15 protein-coding genes and 2 pseudogenes are annotated in these 23311 nt (G+C 71.2%); 10 read left to right on the top strand and 7 right to left on the bottom strand.

Annotated features, from left to right (window positions below; all coding sequences use genetic code 11):
- The 4 genes from ACX25U_RS03580 to ACX25U_RS03565 all read left to right on the top strand — a co-directional run bounded on the left by ACX25U_RS03580 (position 1) and on the right by ACX25U_RS03565 (position 4700).
- Positions 1-1950, top strand: a complete 1950-nt coding sequence (locus tag ACX25U_RS03580) for a fumarate reductase/succinate dehydrogenase flavoprotein subunit (protein ID WP_454388976.1) — start codon at positions 1-3, stop codon at positions 1948-1950.
- Positions 1947-2696, top strand: coding sequence for a succinate dehydrogenase/fumarate reductase iron-sulfur subunit (locus ACX25U_RS03575; protein ID WP_454388974.1), 750 nt, complete (start codon positions 1947-1949; stop codon positions 2694-2696). Before ACX25U_RS03580 ends, ACX25U_RS03575 begins: the two co-directional genes overlap by 4 nt.
- Before the next feature lie 400 nt (positions 2697-3096).
- Entirely contained in the window at positions 3097-3870 is a 774-nt protein-coding gene (locus ACX25U_RS03570; RefSeq protein WP_454388972.1) for a GNAT family N-acetyltransferase, read from the top strand.
- Positions 3870-4700, top strand: coding sequence for a lysophospholipid acyltransferase family protein (locus ACX25U_RS03565; RefSeq protein WP_454388970.1), 831 nt, complete (start codon positions 3870-3872; stop codon positions 4698-4700). Before ACX25U_RS03570 ends, ACX25U_RS03565 begins: the two co-directional genes overlap by 1 nt.
- Before the next feature lie 226 nt (positions 4701-4926).
- Here the strand turns inward: ACX25U_RS03565 and ACX25U_RS03560 are convergent, their stop codons facing one another.
- Positions 4927-7266 (bottom strand): ATP-binding cassette domain-containing protein, encoded by a 2340-nt coding sequence (locus ACX25U_RS03560; RefSeq protein WP_454388968.1) that lies wholly within the window; start codon positions 7264-7266, stop codon positions 4927-4929.
- Between the two features lie 67 nt (positions 7267-7333).
- Entirely contained in the window at positions 7334-9319 is a 1986-nt protein-coding gene (locus ACX25U_RS03555; protein ID WP_454388966.1) for an N-6 DNA methylase, read from the bottom strand.
- A 386-nt stretch (positions 9320-9705) separates the two neighbouring features.
- On the opposite strand from ACX25U_RS03555, the pseudogene ACX25U_RS03550 reads away from it, so the two are divergent.
- From ACX25U_RS03550 to ACX25U_RS03530, 5 genes and pseudogenes are all read left to right on the top strand, one after another.
- Positions 9706-10404, top strand: a pseudogene (locus ACX25U_RS03550) (serine/threonine-protein kinase); the annotation flags it as partial.
- 99 nt (positions 10405-10503) lie between these two features.
- The gene (locus ACX25U_RS03545; RefSeq protein WP_454388964.1) at positions 10504-11763 is read left to right on the top strand and encodes a protein kinase domain-containing protein; all 1260 of its coding nucleotides are present in this window, start codon (positions 10504-10506) and stop codon (positions 11761-11763) included.
- A 148-nt stretch (positions 11764-11911) separates the two neighbouring features.
- On the top strand, positions 11912-12046 hold the full coding sequence (locus tag ACX25U_RS03540; RefSeq protein WP_454388963.1) for a hypothetical protein: 135 nt from the start codon (positions 11912-11914) through the stop codon (positions 12044-12046).
- Between the two features lie 21 nt (positions 12047-12067).
- The gene (drmD, locus tag ACX25U_RS03535) at positions 12068-15154 is read left to right on the top strand and encodes a DISARM system SNF2-like helicase DrmD (protein WP_454394796.1); all 3087 of its coding nucleotides are present in this window, start codon (positions 12068-12070) and stop codon (positions 15152-15154) included.
- Entirely contained in the window at positions 15151-16116 is a 966-nt protein-coding gene (locus ACX25U_RS03530; RefSeq protein WP_454388961.1) for a hypothetical protein, read from the top strand. The genes drmD and ACX25U_RS03530 overlap by 4 nt, the downstream gene beginning before the upstream one ends.
- Before the next feature lie 72 nt (positions 16117-16188).
- Here the strand turns inward: ACX25U_RS03530 and ACX25U_RS03525 are convergent, their stop codons facing one another.
- Together ACX25U_RS03525 and ACX25U_RS03520 are read right to left on the bottom strand one after the other, a co-directional pair.
- Entirely contained in the window at positions 16189-16395 is a 207-nt protein-coding gene (locus ACX25U_RS03525; RefSeq protein WP_454388960.1) for a DUF397 domain-containing protein, read from the bottom strand.
- Entirely contained in the window at positions 16392-17216 is an 825-nt protein-coding gene (locus ACX25U_RS03520; protein WP_454388959.1) for a helix-turn-helix domain-containing protein, read from the bottom strand. Before ACX25U_RS03520 ends, ACX25U_RS03525 begins: the two co-directional genes overlap by 4 nt.
- Positions 17217-17572: 356 nt before the next feature.
- Here ACX25U_RS03520 and ACX25U_RS03515 point away from each other — a divergent pair.
- Positions 17573-18387: pseudogene (locus ACX25U_RS03515) on the top strand (transposase family protein).
- Positions 18388-18418: 31 nt separating this feature from the next.
- Here the strand turns inward: ACX25U_RS03515 and ACX25U_RS03510 are convergent.
- The 3 genes from ACX25U_RS03510 to ACX25U_RS03500 form a co-directional block, all read right to left on the bottom strand.
- Positions 18419-18853 carry a VOC family protein gene (locus ACX25U_RS03510; protein WP_454388957.1) on the bottom strand — a complete coding sequence of 145 codons (435 nt, stop codon included), beginning with the start codon at positions 18851-18853 and terminating at the stop codon, positions 18419-18421.
- 232 nt (positions 18854-19085) lie between these two features.
- Positions 19086-20501, bottom strand: a complete 1416-nt coding sequence (locus ACX25U_RS03505; protein WP_454383449.1) for an IS4 family transposase — start codon at positions 20499-20501, stop codon at positions 19086-19088.
- Between the two features lie 307 nt (positions 20502-20808).
- On the bottom strand, positions 20809-23103 hold the full coding sequence (locus tag ACX25U_RS03500; protein ID WP_454388955.1) for an ATP-binding protein: 2295 nt from the start codon (positions 23101-23103) through the stop codon (positions 20809-20811).
- Between the last annotated feature and the right edge of the window lie 208 nt (positions 23104-23311).

Here is a 23311-nt window from a genome sequence, read left to right as displayed (position 1 = left end):
ATGACCTCCTACGTCGAGTACGCGACCGGTGAGCCGGTCGTCGACACCAAGGCCCCGTCCGGCCCGATCAACGAGCGCTGGGACAAGCGCCGTTTCGAGGCCAAGCTGGTCAACCCGGCCAACCGGCGCAAGCACACGGTGATCGTGGTCGGCACCGGCCTCGCCGGCGGCTCCGCGGGCGCCACCCTGGCCGAACAGGGCTACCACGTCGTCCAGTTCTGCTACCAGGACTCCCCGCGCCGCGCCCACTCCATCGCCGCCCAGGGCGGCATCAACGCGGCGAAGAACTACCGCAACGACGGCGACTCCATCCACCGCCTGTTCTACGACACCGTCAAGGGCGGCGACTTCCGCGCCCGCGAGTCCAACGTGCACCGCCTGGCGCAGATCTCGGTGGAGATCATCGACCAGTGCGTGGCCCAGGGCGTCCCGTTCGCCCGCGAGTACGGCGGCCTGCTCGACACCCGCTCCTTCGGCGGCGTCCAGGTCTCCCGCACCTTCTACGCCCGCGGCCAGACGGGCCAGCAGCTCCTGCTCGGCGCCTACCAGGCGCTGTCCCGGCAGATCGCCGCCGGCAACATCGAGATGCACCCGCGCACCGAGATGCTGGACCTGATCGTCGTGGACGGCCGGGCCCGCGGCATCGTGGCGCGCGACCTGATCACCGGCAGGATCGACACGTACTTCGCCGACGCCGTCGTCCTCGCCTCCGGCGGCTACGGCAACGTCTTCTACCTGTCGACCAACGCCATGAACTCCAACGCGACCGCCATCTGGCGGGCGCACCGGCGCGGCGCCTACTTCGCCAACCCCTGCTTCACCCAGATCCACCCCACCTGCATCCCGCGCACCGGCGACCACCAGTCCAAGCTCACCCTGATGAGCGAGTCGCTGCGCAACGACGGCCGTATCTGGGTCCCCAGGGCCAAGGGCGACAACCGCCCGCCGAACGAGATCCCCGAGGACGAGCGCGACTACTACCTGGAGCGCATCTACCCGTCCTTCGGCAACCTCGTCCCGCGTGACATCGCCTCCCGCGCCGCGAAGAACGTCTGCGACGAGGGCCGCGGTGTCGGCCCCGGCGGCCAGGGCGTGTACCTGGACTTCGCCGACGCGATCCGGCGGATGGGCCGCAAGAAGGTCGAGGAGAAGTACGGCAACCTCTTCGACATGTACGAGCGGATCACCGCGGAGAACCCGTACGAGGTGCCGATGCGGATCTACCCCGCCGTGCACTACACGATGGGCGGCCTGTGGGTCGACTACGACCTGCAGACCACGATCCCCGGCCTGTTCGCGGTCGGCGAGGCCAACTTCTCCGACCACGGCGCCAACCGCCTCGGCGCCTCCGCGCTGATGCAGGGGCTCGCCGACGGCTACTTCGTCCTCCCGGCCACCATCAACGACTACCTGGCCCGCAACCCGCACCAGGACCGGGTGACCGACGAACACCCGGTGGTCCAGGAGGTGCTGGCGGAGACCGAGGACCGCCTCAACCTGCTCCTCTCCATCGACGGCGACCGCACCCCCGACTCCTTCCACCGTGAACTCGGCGAGCTGATGTGGGAGCTCTGCGGCATGGCCCGCACCGACGCAGGCCTGCGCAAGGCCCTGGAGCGCATCCCCGAGCTCCGCGAGGAGTTCTGGCGGCGCATCAAGGTCCCCGGCACCGGCGAGGAACTCAACCAGTCCCTGGAGAAGGCCAACCGCATCGTCGACTACCTGGAGCTCGCCGAGCTCATGTGCCTCGACGCCCTGCACCGCAACGAGTCCTGCGGCGGCCACTTCCGCGAGGAGTCCCAGACCCCCGACGGCGAAGCGGCCCGCAGGGACGACGAGTTCGCCTACGCGGCGGCCTGGGAGTTCACGGGAACGGGCGAGGCCCCCACCCTGCACAAGGAAGACCTGGTCTTCGAGTACGTCCACCCCACTCAGCGGAGCTACGCATGAAGCTCACCCTGCGCGTCTGGCGGCAGAAGAACGCCGACGCCGACGGTGCCATGTCCACCTACGAGGTGGACGGCATCTCGCCCGACATGTCCTTCCTGGAGATGCTCGACACCCTCAACGAGGAGCTCATCCTCAAGGGCGAGGACCCGGTCGCCTTCGACCACGACTGCCGCGAGGGCATCTGCGGCGCGTGCAGCCTGGTCATCAACGGCGACGCGCACGGCCCCGAGCGCACCACCACCTGCCAGCTGCACATGCGGTCCTTCAAGGACGGCGACACGATCGACATCGAGCCGTGGCGGGCATCGGCCTTCCCGGTGGTGAAGGACCTGGTGGTCGACCGCTCGGCCTTCGACCGCATCATCCAGGCCGGCGGCTACATCACCGCCCCCACCGGCTCCGCGCCCGAGGCCCACGCCACGCCCGTGCCGAAGCCGGACGCCGACTTCGCCTTCGAGCACGCCGAGTGCATCGGCTGCGGCGCCTGCGTGGCCGCCTGCCCCAACGGCGCGGCGATGCTCTTCACCTCCGCCAAGATCAACCACCTCAACGTCCTGCCGCAGGGCGCGCCCGAGCGCGAGACCCGCGTCCTGGACATGGTGGCCCAGATGGACGAGGAGGGCTTCGGCGGCTGCACCCTGACCGGCGAGTGCGCCACCGCCTGCCCCAAGGGCATCCCCCTGATGTCGATCACCAGCATGAACAAGGAGTGGCTGCGCGCGACCCGAAAGGCGTCCAAGCGGTAAGCGCTCCGCTGGAAGCACGGTGACGAACCCGCGGGCCGGTGGGGGCCGGCCGCGCCCACGATGGGGGTCCCCCCTGCTCGTCAAGAGCTTGGGGGAGGAGCCGCACACCAATACGGCCCCGCGCCCCTCACGGGGCGCGGTACCGCACCGGACTTCACCAAGGCTGCCCAGCCACGCGCAGCTCACAGGACGTTCGCCACAGGGGGCGGACGGGCGGGGCCGGGAGTGGTGCTCATCCCCGGCCCCGTTTCGCACCCCCGGCATTCAACAACCTCACACCCGGCCTCTCCACGCAGGTCACGCCAAGGTCAGCCGGCCCCGGAAGAAACAGGGAGAGCGGCCCGTACGCCACCGGCCGCCCCTCACCCGGCCGAACCCGGCCCGTGACCAGGAGAGTGCCATGACCGCCGTCACCACGCTCGCAAGCCCCCCGCAGCCCGCGGCGCCCGCCCGCTACACCGTCACCCTCGCCCGCGACGAGGCGGACGTGCGGGCCGCGCAGCGGCTGCGGTACGACGTCTTCGCCGGGGAGATGGGCGCCCTGCTGTCCACTCCGCAGCCCGGCTACGACGTCGACCCCTTCGACGCGTACTGCGACCACCTCCTCGTGCACGACACGCTCACCGGGCAGGTCGTCGGCACATACCGGCTGCTGCCGCCGGAGCGGGCCGCGATCGCCGGACGGCTGTACGCGGAGAGCGAGTTCGACCTGACACCGCTGAACGCGATCCGCCCCGGCCTGGTCGAGGTGGGCCGCTCCTGCGTACACCCCGACCACCGCGACGGCACGGTGATCGGCCTCATCTGGGCCGGCCTGGCCCGCTACATGGTCGACCGCGGCCACGAGTGGCTGGCGGGCTGCTGCTCGATCCCGCTGGCCGACGGCGGCGCGCTCGCCTCCGCCACCTGGGACCGGGTGCGCGCCAAGTACCTCGCACCGCAGGAGCACCGGGTACGCCCGCTGCTGCCGTGGATACCCCAGGCCGCGCCCGCGCCCGCCGCCCGCACCGAACTGCCCGCCCTCCTGCGCGGCTACCTCCGCCTCGGCGCCCGGGTCTGCGGCGAGCCCGCCCACGACCCGGACTTCGGGGTCGCCGACCTGTACGTCCTGCTGCCGATGCGCTCGGTCAGCCCGCGCTATCTGCGGCACTTCCTCTCCCTCGTCCCGGCCTGATGAGCACCTGGCTGCCCAGCGCGCCCTGCACCCCGAGGGCGTGCGTGGAGACGACGGGATCGGCGGCGGCCGTACCGCGCGCCGTGCTGCGGCTGACGCTGGTCGCGGCACTGGTCCTGACCGGGGTCGTACTCTCACCGCTCGGCTGGGGGTGCCCCCGCTTGCGGGGGAGGATCCCCGCCGACTGGGTCAGGCGCTGGTGCCGCGCGATCGTACGGGCCTCGGGGGTCCGCCTCCGCATCACCGGCACCGCCCCGCCCACCGGAGGCCTCCTCCTGGTCGCCAACCACATCTCCTGGCTGGACATCCCGCTGCTGGCCGCGGTGCGCCCGGCCCGGATGCTCGCCAAGACGGAGATCCGCCGGTGGCCGGTGGCGGGCGCGCTCGCGGCACGCGGCGGGACCCTGTTCATCGAACGGGACCGCCCGCGTGCCCTCCCGGACACGGTCGCCCGCATCGCCGAGGCACTGCGCGAGGGCACCGCGGTCGCCGCCTTCCCCGAGGGCAGCACCTGGTGCGGCCGAGCCCAGGGCCGCTTCCGCCGCGCCGTCTTCCAGGCCGCCCTGGACGTCGGCGTACCGGTCCAGCCGGTCCGCATCCGCTACCACGTCGCGGGGGGAGCGACCGGCACCGCCGCGGCCTTCGTCGGGGACGACTCCCTGCTGGCGTCCCTGTGGCGGGTGGCGTCGACACGCGGCCTGACGGCCGAGGTCGAGGTACGGCCCGTGATCCCACCGGGCACCCACCCGGACCGCCGCACCCTGGCCCGTGCCGCCCAGCACGATCACGCGGACGAGCCGTGCTGGGCGCACGCGGCACTGGTGGCATAGCGACCCGGGCGCACGGACGTCGGCGAGCCTCGGTCGCCGGCGCCGCTCACGGGGCCCGGGTTCTCGATGCTCTCGAGCCGGTCCGGGTACCAGCGGGCGAACGTCAGGGCTCGCCCGCCGCGTCGGGCGGGGGAACCAGGTCCGTACCGTCCTCGTCGACCCGGTCGTCCACCCCTATGCGGCCACGCTCGGGCCCACTGAGAAACGGGCAGTCCGCCCGGACGCCTCAGCGCCCTCCCCGCAGCTCCCGCGCCAGATAGGGCGCCGTAGCACTGCCCTCCGCACGGGCCACCTCCGCCGGCGGTCCCGCCGCCACGATCCGGCCGCCCTCGTCGCCGCCGCCCGGCCCGAGGTCGACGACCCAGTCGGCACCGGCCACGACGGACATGTCGTGCTCGACGACGATCACGGTGTGACCGGCGTCGACGAGGCCGTGCGACTGCCGCATCAGGACCTCCACGTCAGCCGGGTGCAGGCCGGTCGTCGGCTCGTCGAGAAGGTAGAGGGTGTGGCCGCGGCGGCCGCGCTGCAACTCGCTCGCGAGCTTGATGCGCTGGGCCTCGCCGCCCGACAGTTCGGTGGCCGGCTGCCCGAGGCGCAGGTAGCCGAGGCCCACGTCGAGGAGGGCGCCGAGGCTGCGGGCCACGGCGGGAGTGTCGGCGAAGAACTCCGCCGCGCTCTCCACCGTGAGGTCCAGCACCTGAGCGATGTTCCGCCCGCGGTAGGTCACTTCAAGCGTCTCGGGGTTGTAGCGCGCACCGCCGCAGGCCGGGCACGGCGCGTATGTGCTCGGCAGGAACAGCAGCTCCACACTCACGAACCCCTCGCCCTGACAGGTCTCGCACCGCCCGCCGACCACGTTGAAGGAGAACCGCCCGACCCCGTAACCACGTTCTCGGGCGGCGTCCGTCCCCGCGAACACCTTCTGTACGACATCGAACAGCCCGGTGTACGTGGCGAGGTTCGACCGCGGGGTGCGTCCGATCGGCTTCTGGTCCACGGAGACCAGCCGCCCGACCCCCGCCAACTCCTCCGTGATCTCACCGATGAGCGTGGACTTCCCGGATCCCGACACCCCCGTGACCGCGCTGAAGGCACCGAGCGGGAACTCGGCCGTCACCCCGCGCAGGTTGTGCCGGTGAACCGGCCCCACTTTCAACTGCCCCCGACCGCAGCGCACTTCGCGCTCGGGTGCGGGGGAGCGGTCGAACAGGAACCGGGCCGTCGCCGACTCCCCGACCCCCGCCAGCTCGGCCACCGGCCCACTGTGCAGCACCCGCCCGCCGTGCTCCCCGGCCAGCGGACCCACATCGACCACCCAGTCGGCACCGCGCACCACACCCAGGTGGTGCTCGACCACGAACAGCGAGTTGCCCGCCGCCTTGAGCCGCTGCAGCATCGTGAGCAGGGCCTCGGTGTCCGCCGGGTGCAGCCCCGCGGACGGCTCGTCGAGGACGTACACCACCCCGAACAGCCCCGAACGCAACTGGGTGGCCAGCCGCAGCCGCTGCAACTCGCCCGCCGAGAGCGTGGGCGTGGCCCGGTCCAGGCTGAGGTAGCCGAGACCCAGCTCGACGACGGGTGCGATACGGGATTTGAGGTCCTCGGTGAGGACATGGGCCACCTCGGAGGTGCCCCGGAGAGTGCCGGCCAGCTCGGTCAGCGGCAGCGCGGCCAGCTCGGCGATGGAGCGCCCCGCGAAGGTCACGGCCAGTGCCTCGGGCCGCAGCCGGCTGCCGCCGCAGGCAGGGCAGGGCGCGGAGACGAGGAAACGCTCGGCCTTCGCGCGCAGCGCCGCGCTCTTCGAATCGGCGAACGTCTTCATCACGTACCTCCGGGCGCTCATGTACGTGCCCTGGTAAGGCCGTTGGATCCGGTCGGCGTCCCGCACCGGATGCACGGTCACCACCGGCTGCTCGTCCGTGAACAGGATCCACTGACGCTGCTCGGCCGGCAGCTCGCGCCAGGGCCGGTCGACGTCGTACCCCAGCGCGTCGAGAATGTCCCGCAGATTCTTGCCCTGCCAGGCGCCAGGCCAAGCGGCGATCGCGCCCTCACGGATGGACAGCGACGGATCGGGCACCAGCAAGGCCTCGTCCGTCCGGTGCACCCGCCCCAGCCCATGACACTCCGGGCAGGCCCCCGCCGCCGTGTTCGGCGAGAACGCGTCCGAGTCCAGCCGCTCGGCCCCCGCCGGATAGTCCCCGGCCCGGGAGAACAGCATCCGCAGCGAGTTGGACAGGTTGGTGACGGTCCCGACCGAGGACCGCGAGGTGGGCGCCGCCCGCCGCTGCTGCAACGACACGGCCGGCGGCAGCCCGGAGATCTCCCCCACCTTCGGCGCCCCGACCTGATGGATCAGCCTCCGCGCATAGGGCGCCACCGACTCGAAATACCGCCGCTGGGCCTCCGCATAGATCGTCCCGAACGCGAGCGACGACTTCCCCGACCCCGACACCCCCGTGAACACGGCCAGCGCATCCCGCGGAATGTCGACGTCCACCCCCTTGAGATTGTGCTCACGAGCACCACGGACTCGGACGTACGGGTCGTGGGGGCTGTGCATGGGGGACGCTCCGTACGGGACTGCTACCAAAGGGGGTAAACTCCGCCATTCTACGCGAGTACTCCCGTCAGTCGCCCAGCCCGCCCGCGGCGAGCCCGTCGCTCACGTCGCTCACCAGCCGGCGTCCCAGGTCCCCGGCGCGCGCGAGAAGGTCCTCGAAGTCCGTGAGGCGGCGGAAGGCCGTGGCGTAGGCGGCCTGTTCCTCGAGGGGGAGGGGCAGTACCTGCAGGCGCCGGATGTCCACCCGGGACGAGCTGGAGGCGTGGGTGCCGGCCTGGCGTCCGTTGGCGGGGGCGCGCAGGCAGCCGGCCAGGAAGTGGGCGTCCAGTTTCTCCGGGTCCACCCGCAGTGCGTAGAGCTGCGGGCCCAGTGCCGTCGGCGGCCCTTGGTGCACCCAGGCCCGGAAGGCCCGGATCACTCCGGCGACCACCACGTCACCCTCCTCGGCCACGGCATGGGCCGTCCCCTCGGGGACACGTCCGCTGGGGACACCGTCCTGGAGCAGGTCGGACACGGTGAGCAGGGGCAGTCCGGCCGCACCGGGCGAGGGGGCGCCGTCCGGCGGTTGCTGCCCGGCGAGCAGGGTGAGGGCGCCCGCCTTGACGAGGTCCCCGACCGTCGCCGTGGTCTGCGGTGTCCGTGGCTGCAGGTCCAGCCCCGCCAAGTACTGTGCGCAGCCGGTGAGGTCGGCCAGGTGGGTCGTCAGCTCTCGCCAAGACGCCGCGAGTTCCGCACGGGAGGGCTCTCCGCCGGATACGGCGTAGCGGCCCGGGGTGACGTCGACCTCGTCGTCCAGGAGGTCGAGCAGGGGAACCCGGACGGCGCCCTCCGGTGGGTTCCGGTCCGGCTGGTCGAGGACTTCCAGGGCTGTGCGGACGAAGGAGCCGAGGGCGTCCCAGTCGGGTCCGGGCTCGCGCGCTCCGGGCCTGGCGAACCGTGTGGCGTCCACCAGGAGGGCGTCCTGCGCGGGAGGAGCCGTCGACGGGCTGTCCGCCGTGGCGCGCAGGACCCACAACTGGAGCGAGACGCTGTGCGGTTGGGCGCTCCCGGGCGGCAGCGCCACGACCGCCCGCAGCACACCGGTGCGCAGCAGGGAGCCCCGGATACGGCGGCCCGCCTTGCGTGAGGCGACGGCGGGCGGCAGGACGACGACCGCCGCACCGCCGGGCCTGAGGTGGGAGAGCAGGTGCTGCACCCAGGCCAGTTCGGGCTCGGTGCGCGGTGGCAGCCCGTGTGTCCAGCGCTGGTCCGTCGCCAGTTCCTCGTAGCCCCAGTCGCGCTCGTTGAACGGCGGGTTGCACAGGGCCATGTCGGCCGGTGTCCCGGCGAAGCAGTCCTCGCGCAGCGCGTCGGCCGTGGCGACCTCCGCGTGGATGTCGCGGTCGTCGGCGATGAAGCCGAGGCGGGCGGAGGCCAACGCGGCGAGCGCCGGGTCCCGTTCGCAGGCGAGCACCGTCAGACCGGACCCGTCGTACTCGTGGGCGACCGCCGCGGGCAGGTGCCCGGTGCCGCAGGCAGGATCCAGGACGGTCAGCCCGTCCGCGTCCCCGCCGAGCCGGACGGCCAGAGCGATCCGCGCCATCAGCGCGGCGAGCTGCGGCGGCGTGGTGCTGAGCTGCCGTACGTGGGTCTCCAGCCACCGCTGCAGCAGGAACTCGAACGTCTCGCGGGGGCCCTCCTTGCGCCCCAGTTTGGCCGCCTCGGCCACCAACTCACGGGCCTGCGCGGATAGTTCCGGGTGGGCGACCCGGGCCCGGGAGGAGCGCATCCGGCGGGCCGCCTCGGCCACGGCCAGCCCCGACTCGTCCCTGCTGCCCAGCGCCTCGAAACGCGGCCACAGAAGTTCACGGCCGCCGACGTCCCTGAGCTTGCCGTTGTCCCGCAGCCACTGCTCGACTTCGGCCAGCGAGAACTGCGGGCTGACGTCGGTGCCGCCGATGCGGGTGGGAAACGAGTCGTGGCGACGTCGCCAGTTGCTCACCGCGGCGCGGCCGACACCGGCGATCCGGGCGATTTCGGCCAGGGTGACGGGTACGGCGTCGGTGGTACTCATCGAGGGGCTCTCCGAGGTGTCTGGCCGCCGGGCTTGGCGGCGCCCCAGCGGCCGTAGTGCATGGAAGGCTACTACGCTCATTGACTTTGTTCACAAGACAAGCCCTCGAATGTCTGTGTGGAAAATGTGGAGGACGGAAGAAATGCAGAGCCCCGCGCCGGGAACGGTGCTCCGTGACCGCTATCAGCTGACGTCCGTCCTCGGCCGAGGAGCCATGGGCCATGTGTGGCGCGGCTGCGACCTGAGCCTGGAGCGGCCGGTGGCGGTGAAGACCGTGGCCGCGGAGCTGCTGGCCGTACCGTGGAGCCGCGAGGCGGCCATGGCCCGGCTTCCACCGGGAGGCCCGGGCCGCGGCCCGCCTCGACCACTCCAACGTCACGACGGTCTTCGACGCGTCGATCACGGACGACATCTGCTGGCTGGTCATGGAACTGATCGACGGCACGACGCTGGACCACCTCTTCGACCAGCAGGAGGACGAACGCTTCGACGTGGCCTCGGCCGCCGCCGTCGCCGCTCAGCTGTGCGCCGGACTCTCCGCGGCCCACGCCGCCGGGCTCGTCCACCGCGACCTCAAACCGCAGAACGTGATGATCCGCCGCGACGGCGTGGTGAAGATCCTCGACTTCGGCCTGGTGAAACTGCTCTCCGACGCCGACCCCCGGCTGACCATGACCGGCGAGGGCGTCGGCAACATCTCCTGCGCGTCGCCCGAGCTGCTGTCCGGCCGCGACCCGCTCGACGGCCGCAGCGACCTCTACGCGGTCGGCTGCCTCCTGCACCACATGCTCACCGGCGAAACCCCCTTCGCCACCGACCAGCCGGCCCTCCTCGCCTCCCGCCATCTGAGCGCACCCCCGCCCCTCGTCGCCGACGCGGGCGTCAAGGTGCCCCCCGACCTGCAGGAGCTGATCACGGCGCTGCTCGCCAAGAGCCCGGACGACCGCCCCTCCTCCGCCGCCGAGGTCTACGCGGCCCTGGGCCCCCACCTGCCGCACCCGGATCCCGCCCGCGCCGCCCGCCCGGGCCTGCCCGAGGACCCCCGCCGCCCCTTCGTGCTCCCGCAGGGACCGAGGCCCGCGTGAACGATGAGACAATGACCTCGCCGGCCGGGCGGCGCCGCGAAGCTCCCGGCCAAGGGCTGGGAGGGGCGCCCGCGGGCGCCGAGACTGGAGACGGGCGCAATGCGGCGAAGCCTGGGACGGTACGAGCTCACGCGTGAACTGGGCCGGGGCGGCATGGGCGTCGTCTGGGCGGCCTACGACCCCGCCCTCGGCCGCGACGTGGCGGTCAAGGTCCTCGCGCCGCGTGGCCGGGGCGGCGAACTCGGCACCCTGGAGCGCCGCTTCCTCCGTGAAACCCGCCTCACCAGCCGCCTGAACCACCCGGGCATCCCCGCCGTCCACGACCACGGCAGCCACGACGGCGAGCTGTACCTGGTCATGGACCTCGTCCCCGGCCGCGCTCTCGATGCCGTCCTCAAGAGCGACGGCCCGCTGACCGTCGAACAGGCAGCGGACATCGCACGGCGCACCGCCGAGGTCCTCGCCTACGCCCACGGCCAGGGCGTCGTGCACCGCGACCTCAAACCCTCCAACCTGATGATGACCCCCGACGGGGAGATCAAGGTCCTGGACTTCGGCGTCGCGGCGGCATTGGAACCCGAGCCGGGCGAAACCCGCTTCACCGCGCCCAACGCCACACCCGGCACGGTCGTCTACATGGCACCCGAGCAGGCCGTCGGCAGGACGGTCCCCGCGAGCGACCTGTACTCGCTCGGCTGCGTCCTGTACGAACTGCTCACCGGCGCCCCGCCCTTCACCGACGGCAGCCCCTTCGTGCTGTACCACCGGCACGCCACCGAACCCGTGCCCCCGCTCACCGACCACCGCTCCGACGTCCCCGACGGGCTGAGGGCCCTGGTGGACCGGCTCCTGGAGAAGAAGCCCGAGGACCGGCCCGCCTCGGCCGCCGAGGTGGCCGCCCTGCTCGCCGCCTGGACTCCCCGACGGCCTCCGGCCGCCCCCGCACCGCCCGCCCACCCGCGCCTGGCCGAGATCGTCGACCTGCGTCGCTCGGGGCGTCCCGCCCGAGCCCTGGAGGAGTACGAGCACCTCATGGCCACCCCGGGCCTCGAACACGCCGACCTCCTCGCCGCCCGCGCCGGAGCCGCCCTGTGCACCGGCGCGCTCGGCCACACCCGCGAGGCCCTGAACGAGTTGAAGTCGGTGCTGGCCGAACAGCGCAGCCTGCTCGGCCCCGGTGACCCGGCCGTGCTGGACACCCGCTACGAGATCGCCGTACTCCTGGTCCGCACGGGAGAGCGGCATGCGGCCGCGGAACTACTGCGTCGGCTGGCCGAGGAGGAGGACAGGATCCTACCGGCCGAGTCCGGGCGTGGACGCAGCCGAGCCCTGCTGGCCCGACTGCGGCGCATGACCTGAGGCGACGCCGCCTTCACGCGAATCCCAACTTTGTAATCTCTGTTCACACTTGATGGATCGTGTTACGCTCCGATCGCACGCACGTCCGGAGGGGAGACAGGCCACTGTCTACGGGCGGCGCGGGAAGACACCGAGGTGAACAGCGCCCATGACGCCTGCAGTTCAGCGCGCGACCGAGCGGACGGGGGCGGAACCGCTCCCCGAGGAAGGCAATCTGGTCGAGGTGCGCGGCCAGTCCTGGGTGGTCGCCCGCGTCGAACCCTCCCCGGCCGCCGACGGCTAGGACAACCGCCGGAGCGCGACCCTGGTCCACCTCCAGTCCGTGGCCGACGGCCGCTTCGGTGACACCCTCTCCGTCATCTGGGAGGTGGAGCCCGGCCGCCGCGTGCTGCCCGCGGGTTCCCTGCCCGACGCCTCCGCCGGCGCCTACGACTCCCCGAACCGCCTCGCCGCGTTCCTGGACGCCGTCCGCTGGTCCGCCGTCGCCTCCGCCGACGCCAAGACCCTCCAGGCACCGTTCCGTTCCGGTGTCGCCGTGGAGCCGTACCAGCTGGAACCGGTGTCGCGGGCGGTCGGCGCACCCCGCGTCAACCTCCTCCTCGCCGACGACGTCGGCCTCGGCAAGACCATCGAGGCCGGTCTCGTCGTGCAGGAACTCCTGCTGCGCGGCCGGGCCCGCCGCACCATGGTGGTCTGCCCGGCCGGCCTCACCCTCAAGTGGCGCGACGAGATGGCCGAGAAGTTCGGCCTGGAGTTCACCATCGTCGACTCCGAGCACTGCGCCCGCCTGCGCCGCACCCACGGAACAGCGGCCAACCCCTTCCGCGTCCACCCGCTCACCATCGTCTCCCTGCCCTGGCTGCGCGGCCAGAAGGCCCAGCGCCTCCTCGACGAGGTCATCGGCGCCCCCGAGGCGAGCCCCGACGGCGAGCACAAGCGCTTCTTCGACCTGCTCGTCCTCGACGAGGCCCACCACGTCGCACCCGCCGCGCCCAAGCAGGTGTACGCCGTCGACTCCCAGCAGACCAAGCTGATCCGGCGCCTCGTCCCGCACTTCGAGCACCGCCTCTTCCTCTCCGCCACCCCGCACAACGGTTACCCCGAGTCGTACACGGCCCTGCTCGAACTCATCGACGACCAGCGCTTCGCGCGCGGCGTCGACCCCGACAAGGAAGCCCTCAAGGACACCGTCGTACGACGCCTGAAGTCGACGGTCACCAACGCCGACGGCACGCCCCGCTTCCGCACCCGCAGGACCCGCGAACTCCCCGTCGACTACACCCCGCAGGAACGCGAGATCCACCAACTCCTCGGCTCCTTCGCCGAGCTGCGCCGCAAGAAGCTGACGCCGAAGGCCCGGGGAGGCCGCCGCGCCGCCGACCTGGTGACACTGCTGCTGAAGAAGCGCCTGTTCTCCTCCCCGGCGGCCTTCCTGCACACCGTCCAGGTCTACCTCTCCCACCTGGAGGACACCGGTCCGGCGCGGGGACGTACGGCGGCCGCCGAAGTCCCCGAGTGGCTGGAGGAGTTCGCCGACTTGGTGGCCGACCTCGACGACACGGGCCTGGTCGACGCCGAGGACGACGCCCTGACCCGCTCCACCTCCCTCACCCCGGCGGAGGACGGCCGGGAACTGGCACTGCTGCAGGAGATGGAGCGCTGGGCCCTCACCCACGAGGCAGCCCCCGACTCCAAGGCCGAGACCTTCATCAGCGAACTCAAGGCCGTCTGCCGGACACCCGACGGCAAGCGCTGCACCGACCAGCGGGTCGTCGTCTTCACCGAGTACCGCGACACCCAGGAGTGGCTCCACGACCTCCTCCAGCAGGAGGGGCTGACCGACGGCGGCCGCGTGGAGCGCCTGCACGGCGGCCTGTCCGCCGAGGAGCGCGAGCGCATCCGCCTCGGCTTCCAGGCGGACCCCTCGCAGCCGGAGGGCAAGGTGCGCATCCTCCTGGCCACCGACGCCGCCGGCGAGGGCATCGACCTCCAGAACCACTGCCACCGCCTCGTCAACTACGACATACCCTTCAACCCCAACAAGCTCGAGCAGCGAATAGGCCGCGTCGACCGCTGGGGCCAGAAGCACGACCCGGAGATCAGCCACTTCATCGGCTCCGGCTGGCAGCAGGCCCAGGCCGGCTCCTACGAGGCCGACCTCGAATTCCTCTCCCGCGTCGCCAAGAAGGTCGCGCGCATGGAGCACGACCTCGGCTCCGTCAACGCCGTCCTCGCCGACGCCGTACAGCGCCGCATGACGGGTGACACCGCCCCCGTCGACATCGAGAACGCCAAGCCCAGGCAGATCAAGGGACGCCACACCGGCGGCGAGGTCGCGCCCGAGCAGAACGTCACCGCCCAGACCAAGAGGCTCGCCGACCAGTACGAGGGCACCGTGTCCGCCCTCGGCCTGACCCCGGCCAACATCAAGCGCGTCGTCGACACCGCCCTCGCCCTCGACCACCAGCCCGCTCTGCTGCCGTCCGCTTTCCGCGCCGAGCACTTCGAACCGGGTGACCTCTTCGACGTACAGCCGCTCTCCGGAAGCTGGGAGCGCGCCACCCGCGGCCTCGCCCACAAGCTGCGCGAGGGCGAGCAGCGCCCGCTCACCTTCTCCCCGGTGGTGGCGGCCCAGGCCCGGGACGACGTCGTCCTCGCCCACCTCAAGCACCCGCTCGTCGCCCTCTCCACGCGCCTGCTCACCGCCGCCGTCTGGAACGCCGACTCGGTCGGCCTCAGCCGCGTCACCGCCGTCGTCTCCGACGACCCGGCCGTCACCACCACCCTGGTCTCCGCCTACGCGCGCTACGTCCTCGTCGGCACCGACGGCACCCGCCTGCACGAGGAAGTCCTGTACGCGGGGGGCTGGTTCGGCGACACCGGACGCTTCCACCGCTGGGAGTCGGTCGGCGAACAGGGCCGGGTCCTGTCCCAGGCCCTCACCGACGGCACCGAGGCCGCCCCGCACCTGCGCAGGGAACTCACCGAGGCCTGGCCGAAGCTCCGCGACTCCCTCTACAAGTCGCTGGAAGCCCGCGCCACCGAACTCGGCCGCCAACTGGAGAGCCGCCTCGCCGACCGCAGGGCCGAGGAGGAGCGCCGCATCACCGCCACCCTCGACCGCTTCGAGGCCACCCTGCGCACCAAGCTCAAGGAGGAGGGCGACGGCGACGGCGAACAGCTCGCCCTGCTGTCCACCCACGAGCTGACCGGCCACGAGCGCCGCCAGTTCGAGGACGACCGCCGCCGCTGGCAGGAACGCCTCGAAGGCCTCCCCGGCGAGCGCGAGCGCGAACTCGCCGCCATCGCCGCCCGCTACCGCGAGCCCCGATCGCACCTCTTCCCCGCCGCCGTCGTCTTCGTCGTTCCCGCAAAGGAAGCCCGCCGATGAGCTCCCGCCGCACCGCGAGCAGTGGAATAGCCGCCGCCAAGGCCAAGGCCACCGACGGCCGCCGGCAGCACCAGGAGTGGCTGGACCTCACCGAGGTCTCCGGCCCCTTCCTCACCATGCCCGTCCTGCTGCGGACCTGGCCCCAGCTCGACACCCTCGAAAAGGATGAACGCGCCCGCCTGCGCGCCCGCCACGCCGACTGGCAGACCGACACGACGGCGGGCCGCGACGAGTGGGTGGCGTACGTCCTGACCCGCCTCCTCGGCTGGAACGACGCCCTGACCCTCCGCGTGGGCGAGACCGAGCACCACGGCCTCGACCGCCTCACGCTGCGCGTGCCCGAGCACAACGCCGAGGTCCGCCCCGACTTCGCCCTCGTCGACCCGGGCACCGACCTGGCGGCCGAACCCAGCACCGAGGCCGCCGCCAAGCGGGTGCGGCTGCTGGGCATGACGGTCCCGGCGGGCACTGCGCCCACCGCGCGGGCGGGCGGTGGCGGCGACTGGACGGCGGCACCGGCCGACCGCCTGGCTCGCCTCCTCCGCCACCACGGGGTGCCGCTCGGCCTGGTGACGGACGGCCGCTGGTGGTGCCTGGTCTGGGCCCCGCTGGGCGGCGTCACGACCACGGCGGTCTTCGACGCGATCGGCTGGAACGAGGCGGCGGAGCGCAACGTCGTCCGCGCCTTCGTCTCGCTGCTGCGGCGCCGCCGCTTCTTCGAGTACGACGAGCCCGAGACGCTGGTGGGGCTCCTCAAGGCCGGCCTTGCGGCGGGCGAGGACGTCACCGAGGCGCTGGGCGTCCAGGTCCGGCAGGCGGTGGAACTCCTCGTCGACGCGATCGGGCGCGCCGACGTCCGCGCCGTCGAGAACGGTGCCGCCGGCCTGCACGCGGACGGCGTCAGCGCGGGCGAGGTCTACCGGGCCTCGGTCGCGGTGCCCTCTTCTGAGCCGACGGCATGACAACGGGCTCGCTCACGTCACCCAAAGTGACCCGAGCAAGCCCGTTGTTCCGCTCGGAAGCGTCGCTTGGCTCTACTCCACCGCGAGCGCCACGAATGCCGCCCACTCGCCTTGGCCGATCCGCAGCACTGGCCCGTCGCTCGCAGCCTTCGAGTCCCGTACGTACACGGCGTCCAGGCTGGCGGCCACCTCCACGCAGTCGCCGCCGTCCGATCCGCTGTAGCTGCTCTTGAACCAGCGCAGCCCGTCCACGTGCTCGGCCACCTGCTCCACGCTCATGTCTCTCCAACCATCCGCTCGATGAGTCGCGCAGACTCCTCGACGTTCAAGGCCTGCGATCGCAGCTTGCCATATCGCAAGGCGAAGGAACTGACCTCTGCGGGCTCCGAGACGGCGCATCCGACGCCCTGGGATTCGAAGTAGCCAAGGTGCTTGTGCTCGTGTGTCTCCACCACCACGAACGGACCGTTCTTGCCAGGATGGAACCCCCGCCCGGCAGGCATGATCTGGATCTCCACGTTGCGCAACGCGCCCACCTCCAGCAGCCGTTGCCACTGTTCGCGCATCGCCTCTGGGCTACCCACCGGATCGCGCAACGCCTCCTCGCTGAGGATGAACGACAACTCAGCGAGCGGCACTCGCATGAGCAGCTTCTGCCGACTCAGCCGCGCCTCCGTGCGCTGGTCGATGATCTCCTCGCTGAGCGGTGGGCAGTGCCCAGCGAAGATGGCCCGCGCGTATGCCTCCGTCTGCAACAGCCCCGGCACCAGCAGCGGGTCGTACGAGAAGCGGCTCACCACCTCCGCCTCGATCAGGGCAAAGTTACGAAAGAACCGAGGCAACTTCGCTCGGTCCACCTCGTCCTGGAGCGCTTCCAGGACCCCGCCCGCCTCCAGCACCCGATCCGCCGCCACCGTGAACGCAGCCTTCGCCGGCCGCCGCCCCTGCTCCACGGAGGCGACCTGCTCCAGCGAGTAGCCGATGGCGTCCCCGAGTTGCTGCTGGTTCAGCCCCGACCGCTTCCGCAGAAACTGGAGCAGCACGCCGTACGCCGACCACACACCCGGCAGGTCGGGCCCCTCACCCTTCGTCTTCGCCACACGACTGTTCCGCGTACCCCGTACCGTCTTCACGCTCCCACACCCTTCCGTCCCGGAACGCACACCCCGCCCATCCGCATCCACAGCGGCGCTCGACCTCACCGCCAGGACCCTGTTCAACGCGATCCGTGCGAACCGGGACACGACGCTGCCCCGTACAGCGCCCGTACAAAAGCACGTACAGCTCCAGCCCCAAGGCCGGTGAGGTTTTCTCAGCGAAATAATTTTTGCGAAGCGGTGTGATCCGGGCGATTCCGGATGTATCGGGCGGGCAGTGCCCGGTGGCGGACAGACATGAAGCCCCTGGTAGGACGGTTCTCACCACAAGACCGTCCGCGACAACCAGAGGCTTCGCGTTGGTCACCTACGCTGCCACGCTCGACGTCCCGGGCCACATCGTTGAGTTTCCTGCCCGCCTGCCCGCCTGCTCGCCGCACACCGGCGGCAACTGCGCACGCCGCGTGGCTCGCGGGCGCTGGGCCCGTTCCGCCAGGCGGTGCTGGTGCTGCGCTGGTTCCGCGAGTGTGGCTGCGTGCACTGCCTGGCTCGCGATGCCGGCGTCTCCCAGGCCACCGGCTACCGCTACCTGCACGAAGGCATCGACGTCCTCGCCGAGCAGGCCCCGACCTGCACGAGGTCCTGAAGGGCTGTCAGACGCAGGGCATGGCGCACGTGATCCCGGACGGCACGCTGATCGAGTGCGACCGGGCCACCGGGGTCCGCGAGAACGGCAACGACCTGTGGTTCAGCCAGAAGCTCAAGGCGTTCGGCGGCAACGTGCAGTTCCTGTCCGCCCCGGACGGTACGCCGCTGTGGGTCTCCGAGGTCGAGCCCGGCTCCGCGCCCGACATCACCGCCGCCCGCCTCCACGCGCTGCCCGCCCTGTACAGAGCCGGCCCAGGGCCTGCCGACGCCGGCGGACAAGGGCTGCATCGGCGCCGGCATCGGCATCCGTGTCCCAACCCGCCGCCCGGAAGGCCAGTCCGAGCAGGCTTTGGACGCCGACACGCGCACCACCAACAGCCTCATCAGAGGCGTCCGAGCACTCGGCGAACGTGCCGCCGCCGAGCTCAAGCAGCGCCGGCGCACCTTGCAACACGTCACCCTCAGCCCCAGCCGGATCGGCGACATCGCCCGCGCTGCCCTCGCCCTCAACGGGATCTGGAAGTGATCACCGCTGAGAAAACGTCACTGAGAAAACCTCAGTCGATACAGAATTCGTTGCCCTCGATGTCCAGCATCACGATGCACGACTCGTTTTCCTCATCGGCGTACAGCGTTTGTACGTGGGTCGCACCGAGCGCAACCAGTCGTGCGCACTCGGCTTCGAGCGTAGCGAGGCGCTCGTCCCCCACGAGCCCGGTGCCGACCCGGACGTCGAGGTGCACCCGATTCTTGACGATCTTGCCTTCGGGGACACGCTGGAAGTACAGGCGCGGGCCCACACCTGAGGGATCACTGCAGGCGAACCATGAACCCTGCTTCTCAGGAGGCAGGGTGCGGTTGAAATCCTCCCAGGTGGTGAACCCCTCCGGTGGAGGCGGTATGACGTACCCCAACACCTCGCACCAGAAACGAGCGAGGCGCTCAGGTTCTGCGCAGTCAAAGGTGACTTGGAACTTCTTGATCGCTGACATCGGCGTACCGTACCGCGTACCAGGGGGATCCTGCCGCTCTTTTCCCCAGGCGGATCCGCCCGCCACCCGTCGCGCCCTGGGTCACCCTGGACACCGAGTGACCAAACCGGACAGCCCACGAGAACGACGCGACCGTGGCGGCGGAGCGCCCCAGTGGTCCCCAGGATCCAGTCCTGACCAACCACCTTCATACCAAGATCAGTTGCGGGACAACCCATCAACGCCGCTGCGTTTAGCGATGTGAGCGGGATGCAAGCCCCTTCTCCATGATCGTGATCTCGGTGTGGAGGGTGTAGTTCTGGGCGGTGGCGGGGTGCTTGCCGACGTTCGGGGCGTACTTGCTGTGGCTCTTGAGGCTGCGGGCTTTCATGCGTCGGCGGCGAAGGGCTGGCAGCAGGTTGTCCAGCAGCGCGCGGCCGATGGCTCCGACCAGACGGACGGGACCGTGGGGAAAAACGCCGGAGGCGGTCACGATCTGGTCGCGGGCGGCGTTCAGGGCCACGGTGAAGCTGAGCCGGTCCATGTCCAGGCCCGGCCGGTGGGCCGCGGCGTCGACAGCGGTGCGGATCAGGGCCTGGTAGACGGTAAGGATGCCCCAGACTTCCTGATCCAAGTCGGCGGGATGCCCGGAGCGCAGGACGCGGCCGTCCAGCAGGGTCGCCTTCAAGCTCGCATACGTGGTCTCCGCCTGCCACCTCTCGTGATACAGCGACACCAGGCGCTCGGCGGGGTGACGGGCGGGGTCGGTGAGACTGGTGACCAGCCGCCATTGCTCACGGCGTACGGTTCCGTCCGCCAGCGTCACCGTGATCCACGCCTCGATCACGCGGACGGTCAGCATGCCGTAGCCGTGTCCGGCCCGATAGGGCCCGGACAGGCGGGTCAGATAGGAGCCGTCCGGCAGACGGCGCTGGACGAGGGGGCGGCGGCTGGCCGAGGAGCGCACCAGGAACTGCGCCCCGGTGGTATGGATGTCACGTAGGAAAGCGACCGCGTCGAAACCGGCATCCGCCAGGACCAGCATTTTCGCCTCCAGATGAGCCAGCAGTCGCCTCGCGTAGGCGAGTTCACCGTCGCTCTCGGGTCCGAACGCGGCGGCGATTACAGCGCGGGTGCCTGTCTCGACCAGGGTGACCAGGCGCAGCAGTGGATAGCCGAACTCACGTTCCTGGCCGCTGCGCTTGGGGAAGTGGCAAGTGACCGGGGAGCGATCGGGTAACTGCAGGCTGGTGCCGTCGAAGGCGACCGTGCGCATCCCGCACCACCAAGCCCCTGCCGTATTTCTCGCGGCCACGGCCCCGGCCAGCGTCTCGAACAACACCCGCAACGGCCGCGCGCCCAGCCTGCGGCGGGCCCGCGAGAGCGACGAGGAGTGCGGTCGCGCTACCGGCAGCCCGGCCAGACCAGCGGTGAGCTTGTCCCACACCGCCCGGTACGAGCAGTCCTCGAACAAGGCCAGCGCGAGGACGAAGTACACCACCACCCTCGCCGGCAGCAGACGGATGCGCCGCTGCACCGCGCGGGTCTCGGCCAGCACCGCGTCCACCAGCGCGAAGTCCACGATCTGCGTCAACTCGCCCAGGTGCCCCGGCGCGAACACACCCCCGGCCGTCTCGATCGTGCGCGTGATGACAGACTTCTCCAGCAACGGGACTCCCGGACTTGATGATCACCTTGCTCGACACAAGCTGATCTACCAGGGGTCCCGTTCCTGCTGCTCAGGCAGGGGTTGCCAACGACTCAAGATCCCTAACGCAGCGGCGTTGGACAACCCATACGAGCTCGTGCATGGTCGGCGGTGGCTCGTCGAGGACCGCGAGCACGCTGTCGGGGTTCATGTGCGTGGGCCGTCGGACAGGACCGCGGTCTGTTGGTGGGAGATTAGTCCGGCGACGGCTTGGAGCAGGCGTTGACCAGCGAGGCCGGCACGGAGGGAAGGTGGTCCGTCGACTACTTCATGATGTCGTTTCCGTTGTCGATCGAGTGCTCGGGTCCGGGCCCAAACCGTTGCGCAGGGCTTGGATGGCCTCTATGGCGTTGTCGTCACCGATCTGCTGGTAGATCGCGATGGCGCGGTCCACGTCGGCCAACGCGCCTCCGGTCTGCCCCAGTTCCCGGCGTGCCCGGCCGAGCGCGGCGTACATCTGCGCCTGCCATTGGGGAATGTTAGAGGCCGGTTCCCAGGCGACGGCCGGCTCGAGTGTTTCAATCGCTTCCCGCCACCTTCCCTGCGTGATGTGCAGCAGGCCGATGTCGCGTGCCGCCGATACCCGCGTCATTCCCGCGATCACGGGCGACGGCGCGGTGGCCGGGTCGGACGCCAGTGTGAGCCTGCGCCTGTAGGCCCGCAGCGCCTCGTCGGGCTTCCCGGTGCGCTCGAGCGCCCTGCCCAGGGTGGACAGCGCGTGACTCACCATGCCTTCTCGGTCGTTCACGGTGCGGAACCCGCGCATCGCCCGGGCGGCCAGCGGCAGCGCGCCGTGGGCGTCCCCGGCCTTCAACAGCGCCACCGCCAGGTACGAGTCGGCCCACGCCTGCTGTCGCAGGTCCCCGGCCATGACCGCTTCCGCGTGGGCTCGACGGGCGCAGTCGCTCGCTCCCGCGGTGTCGCCGAGGCAAGTGTTGTGCGCCCAGGAGAGGTAGTTCAGATGTGTTGCGGCGGCGGTGTGGTCGGCCAGCTCGGCGGCGGCGTTGCTGGACAGGGTGAACACCCGGGGCCAGTAGCCCCAGTGGATCCAGCGGTCGGAGAACCAGTGCATGGCTTCGGCCACGTCGACCACCCGTCGCCACCTTCCGGTGGCGGCGACCAGTTCCAGCGCGGCGAGCCAGCCGTCAGCCTCGGTCATCAGCCATTGCTGTGCGGCCTCAGGGGTGTCCAGCCGCACGCGGTCGTCCCAGTGCTCGGGGAGGGCCTCGCAGTAGTCCGGTTCGAACCAGCGGCCGGCCGCGATCGCCGTGTCCAGCAGCCAGTCCACCGCTCGTGCCTCGACGGCGGCGCGCTCGTCTTCGGGCTCCTCTTGCTCCAGTCGCCGCCGGGCGAAGATCCGGATGAGGTCGTGCAGCCGGTAGCGCGCAGTGAAACCTGACTGGACCAGACCGAGCTCGACCAGCTCGTCCAGGGCGTCCTCCGTGTCGGCGTCCGGCAGCCCTCCCAGCACTGAGGCCAGTTGGGGGCCACAGTGCGGTCCCGGCATCAGGGACAGTCGTCGGAAGAGTTGTTGCGCGGCGCCGGACAGCTGCGTGTAGGACAGCTCGAAAGCCGCGGTGACCTCCAGGTCGCCGGCGGTCAGTGCGTCCAGACGGCGTTCCTCGTCCTCGAGACGGGCGGCGAGCCGGTCGGGTGACCAGTCGGGGCGGCTGGCCAGGCGGTTGCCGACGATCCGCAGGGCCAGCGGGAGGTTGCCGCAGGAGTGCGCCAGTCGCGATACCGCGTCGGTGGCACGGCCGGCAGCGGGTGGGCCGGTGATCAGATGCTCCAGCAGGTCGCGGGCTTCCGCGTCAGGCAGTGGCGGCAGTGGGAGCCGGGCCACCCCCTCCAAGCCGGTGAGCAGCCGACGACTGGTGATCACTGTCAGGACCGCGCCGGTCGACGGCAGCAGGGGACGTACCTGGGCCTCGTCCGCCGCGTTGTCCAACACCACGGCAATCCGGCGCTCGGCTGCCACGGACCGGTACAGGGCTGCCCGGTCACCCAAATCGAGCGGCAGCCGATTATGGGTCGGCGCCAGGGTGCGGATCAGCCGTTCCAGAACGACGCCGGGGTCCAGCGGCCGTGCCTCGAGGCCGCGCAGGTCGACGAAGAAGTACCCGTCGGGGAAACGGTGCGACAGCTCACTGACGGCGTGCACGGCCAAGCTGGTCTTGCCGACCCCCGGCTGGCCCGAGATCACGACGATGGGCGCCGGCTCGTCCGGCGAACCGTCCGTGAGCGAGGCCAGCCAGCCCGCCTCCTGGCCGCGACCGGTGAAGTCGGGCACCGCGCGCGGCATCGCCATCAGCCCCGGGGCCGGTGCCGGTCTGCGGCGCTGGCCGGCGCGGGCGGCCCGCAGCAGCTCGTCGCGGCAATCGCCGGTCAGTCGCAGCGCGTCCGCGAGTGCGATCACGGTGGCGCGCTGCGGCCCGAGGCTCTCACCGCGCTCCAGGTTGCCGATCGCTCGCACGCTCACCCCGGAAGCGTTCGACAACTCCTCAATGGTCATATGGGCGGCATGCCGCAGGCGCCGTAAGAGCGCCCCTAACGAGCTGTCCAACGTCCGCTTCCCCGTCGAGTATGCGCGCGGGCATCTTGTACCCGCGTTACTTGTGCCTGCTGTTCTGCCTGGGCATCGATCGTGACGAGCAGTTTACTTGTCACATCCGCCCCGATCGGGTGGTGGCTGCATCTGTCCATGAAGCACCCGAATGCTCACCGTCCGCGTACCTGGCGCCGCGCCCCGGGGCGCGGATCTCAGGGCCGGC

Source organism: Streptomyces sp. JNUCC 63, from assembly GCF_054366325.1.
The sequence above is the reverse complement of the archived record's forward strand: the minus strand, read 5'-3'. Positions and strand labels throughout refer to the sequence as shown.

Coding starts and splice junctions, on each gene's coding strand:
- ACX25U_RS03580 (WP_454388976.1), top strand. CDS start 1: ATGACCTCCTACGTCGAGTACGCGACCGGTGAGCCGGTCGTCGACACC.
- ACX25U_RS03575 (WP_454388974.1), top strand. CDS start 1,947: ATGAAGCTCACCCTGCGCGTCTGGCGGCAGAAGAACGCCGACGCCGAC.
- ACX25U_RS03570 (WP_454388972.1), top strand. CDS start 3,097: ATGACCGCCGTCACCACGCTCGCAAGCCCCCCGCAGCCCGCGGCGCCC.
- ACX25U_RS03565 (WP_454388970.1), top strand. CDS start 3,870: ATGAGCACCTGGCTGCCCAGCGCGCCCTGCACCCCGAGGGCGTGCGTG.
- ACX25U_RS03560 (WP_454388968.1), bottom strand. CDS start 7,266: ATGCACAGCCCCCACGACCCGTACGTCCGAGTCCGTGGTGCTCGTGAG.
- ACX25U_RS03555 (WP_454388966.1), bottom strand. CDS start 9,319: ATGAGTACCACCGACGCCGTACCCGTCACCCTGGCCGAAATCGCCCGG.
- ACX25U_RS03545 (WP_454388964.1), top strand. CDS start 10,504: ATGCGGCGAAGCCTGGGACGGTACGAGCTCACGCGTGAACTGGGCCGG.
- ACX25U_RS03540 (WP_454388963.1), top strand. CDS start 11,912: ATGACGCCTGCAGTTCAGCGCGCGACCGAGCGGACGGGGGCGGAACCG.
- ACX25U_RS03530 (WP_454388961.1), top strand. CDS start 15,151: ATGAGCTCCCGCCGCACCGCGAGCAGTGGAATAGCCGCCGCCAAGGCC.
- ACX25U_RS03525 (WP_454388960.1), bottom strand. CDS start 16,395: ATGAGCGTGGAGCAGGTGGCCGAGCACGTGGACGGGCTGCGCTGGTTC.
- ACX25U_RS03510 (WP_454388957.1), bottom strand. CDS start 18,853: ATGTCAGCGATCAAGAAGTTCCAAGTCACCTTTGACTGCGCAGAACCT.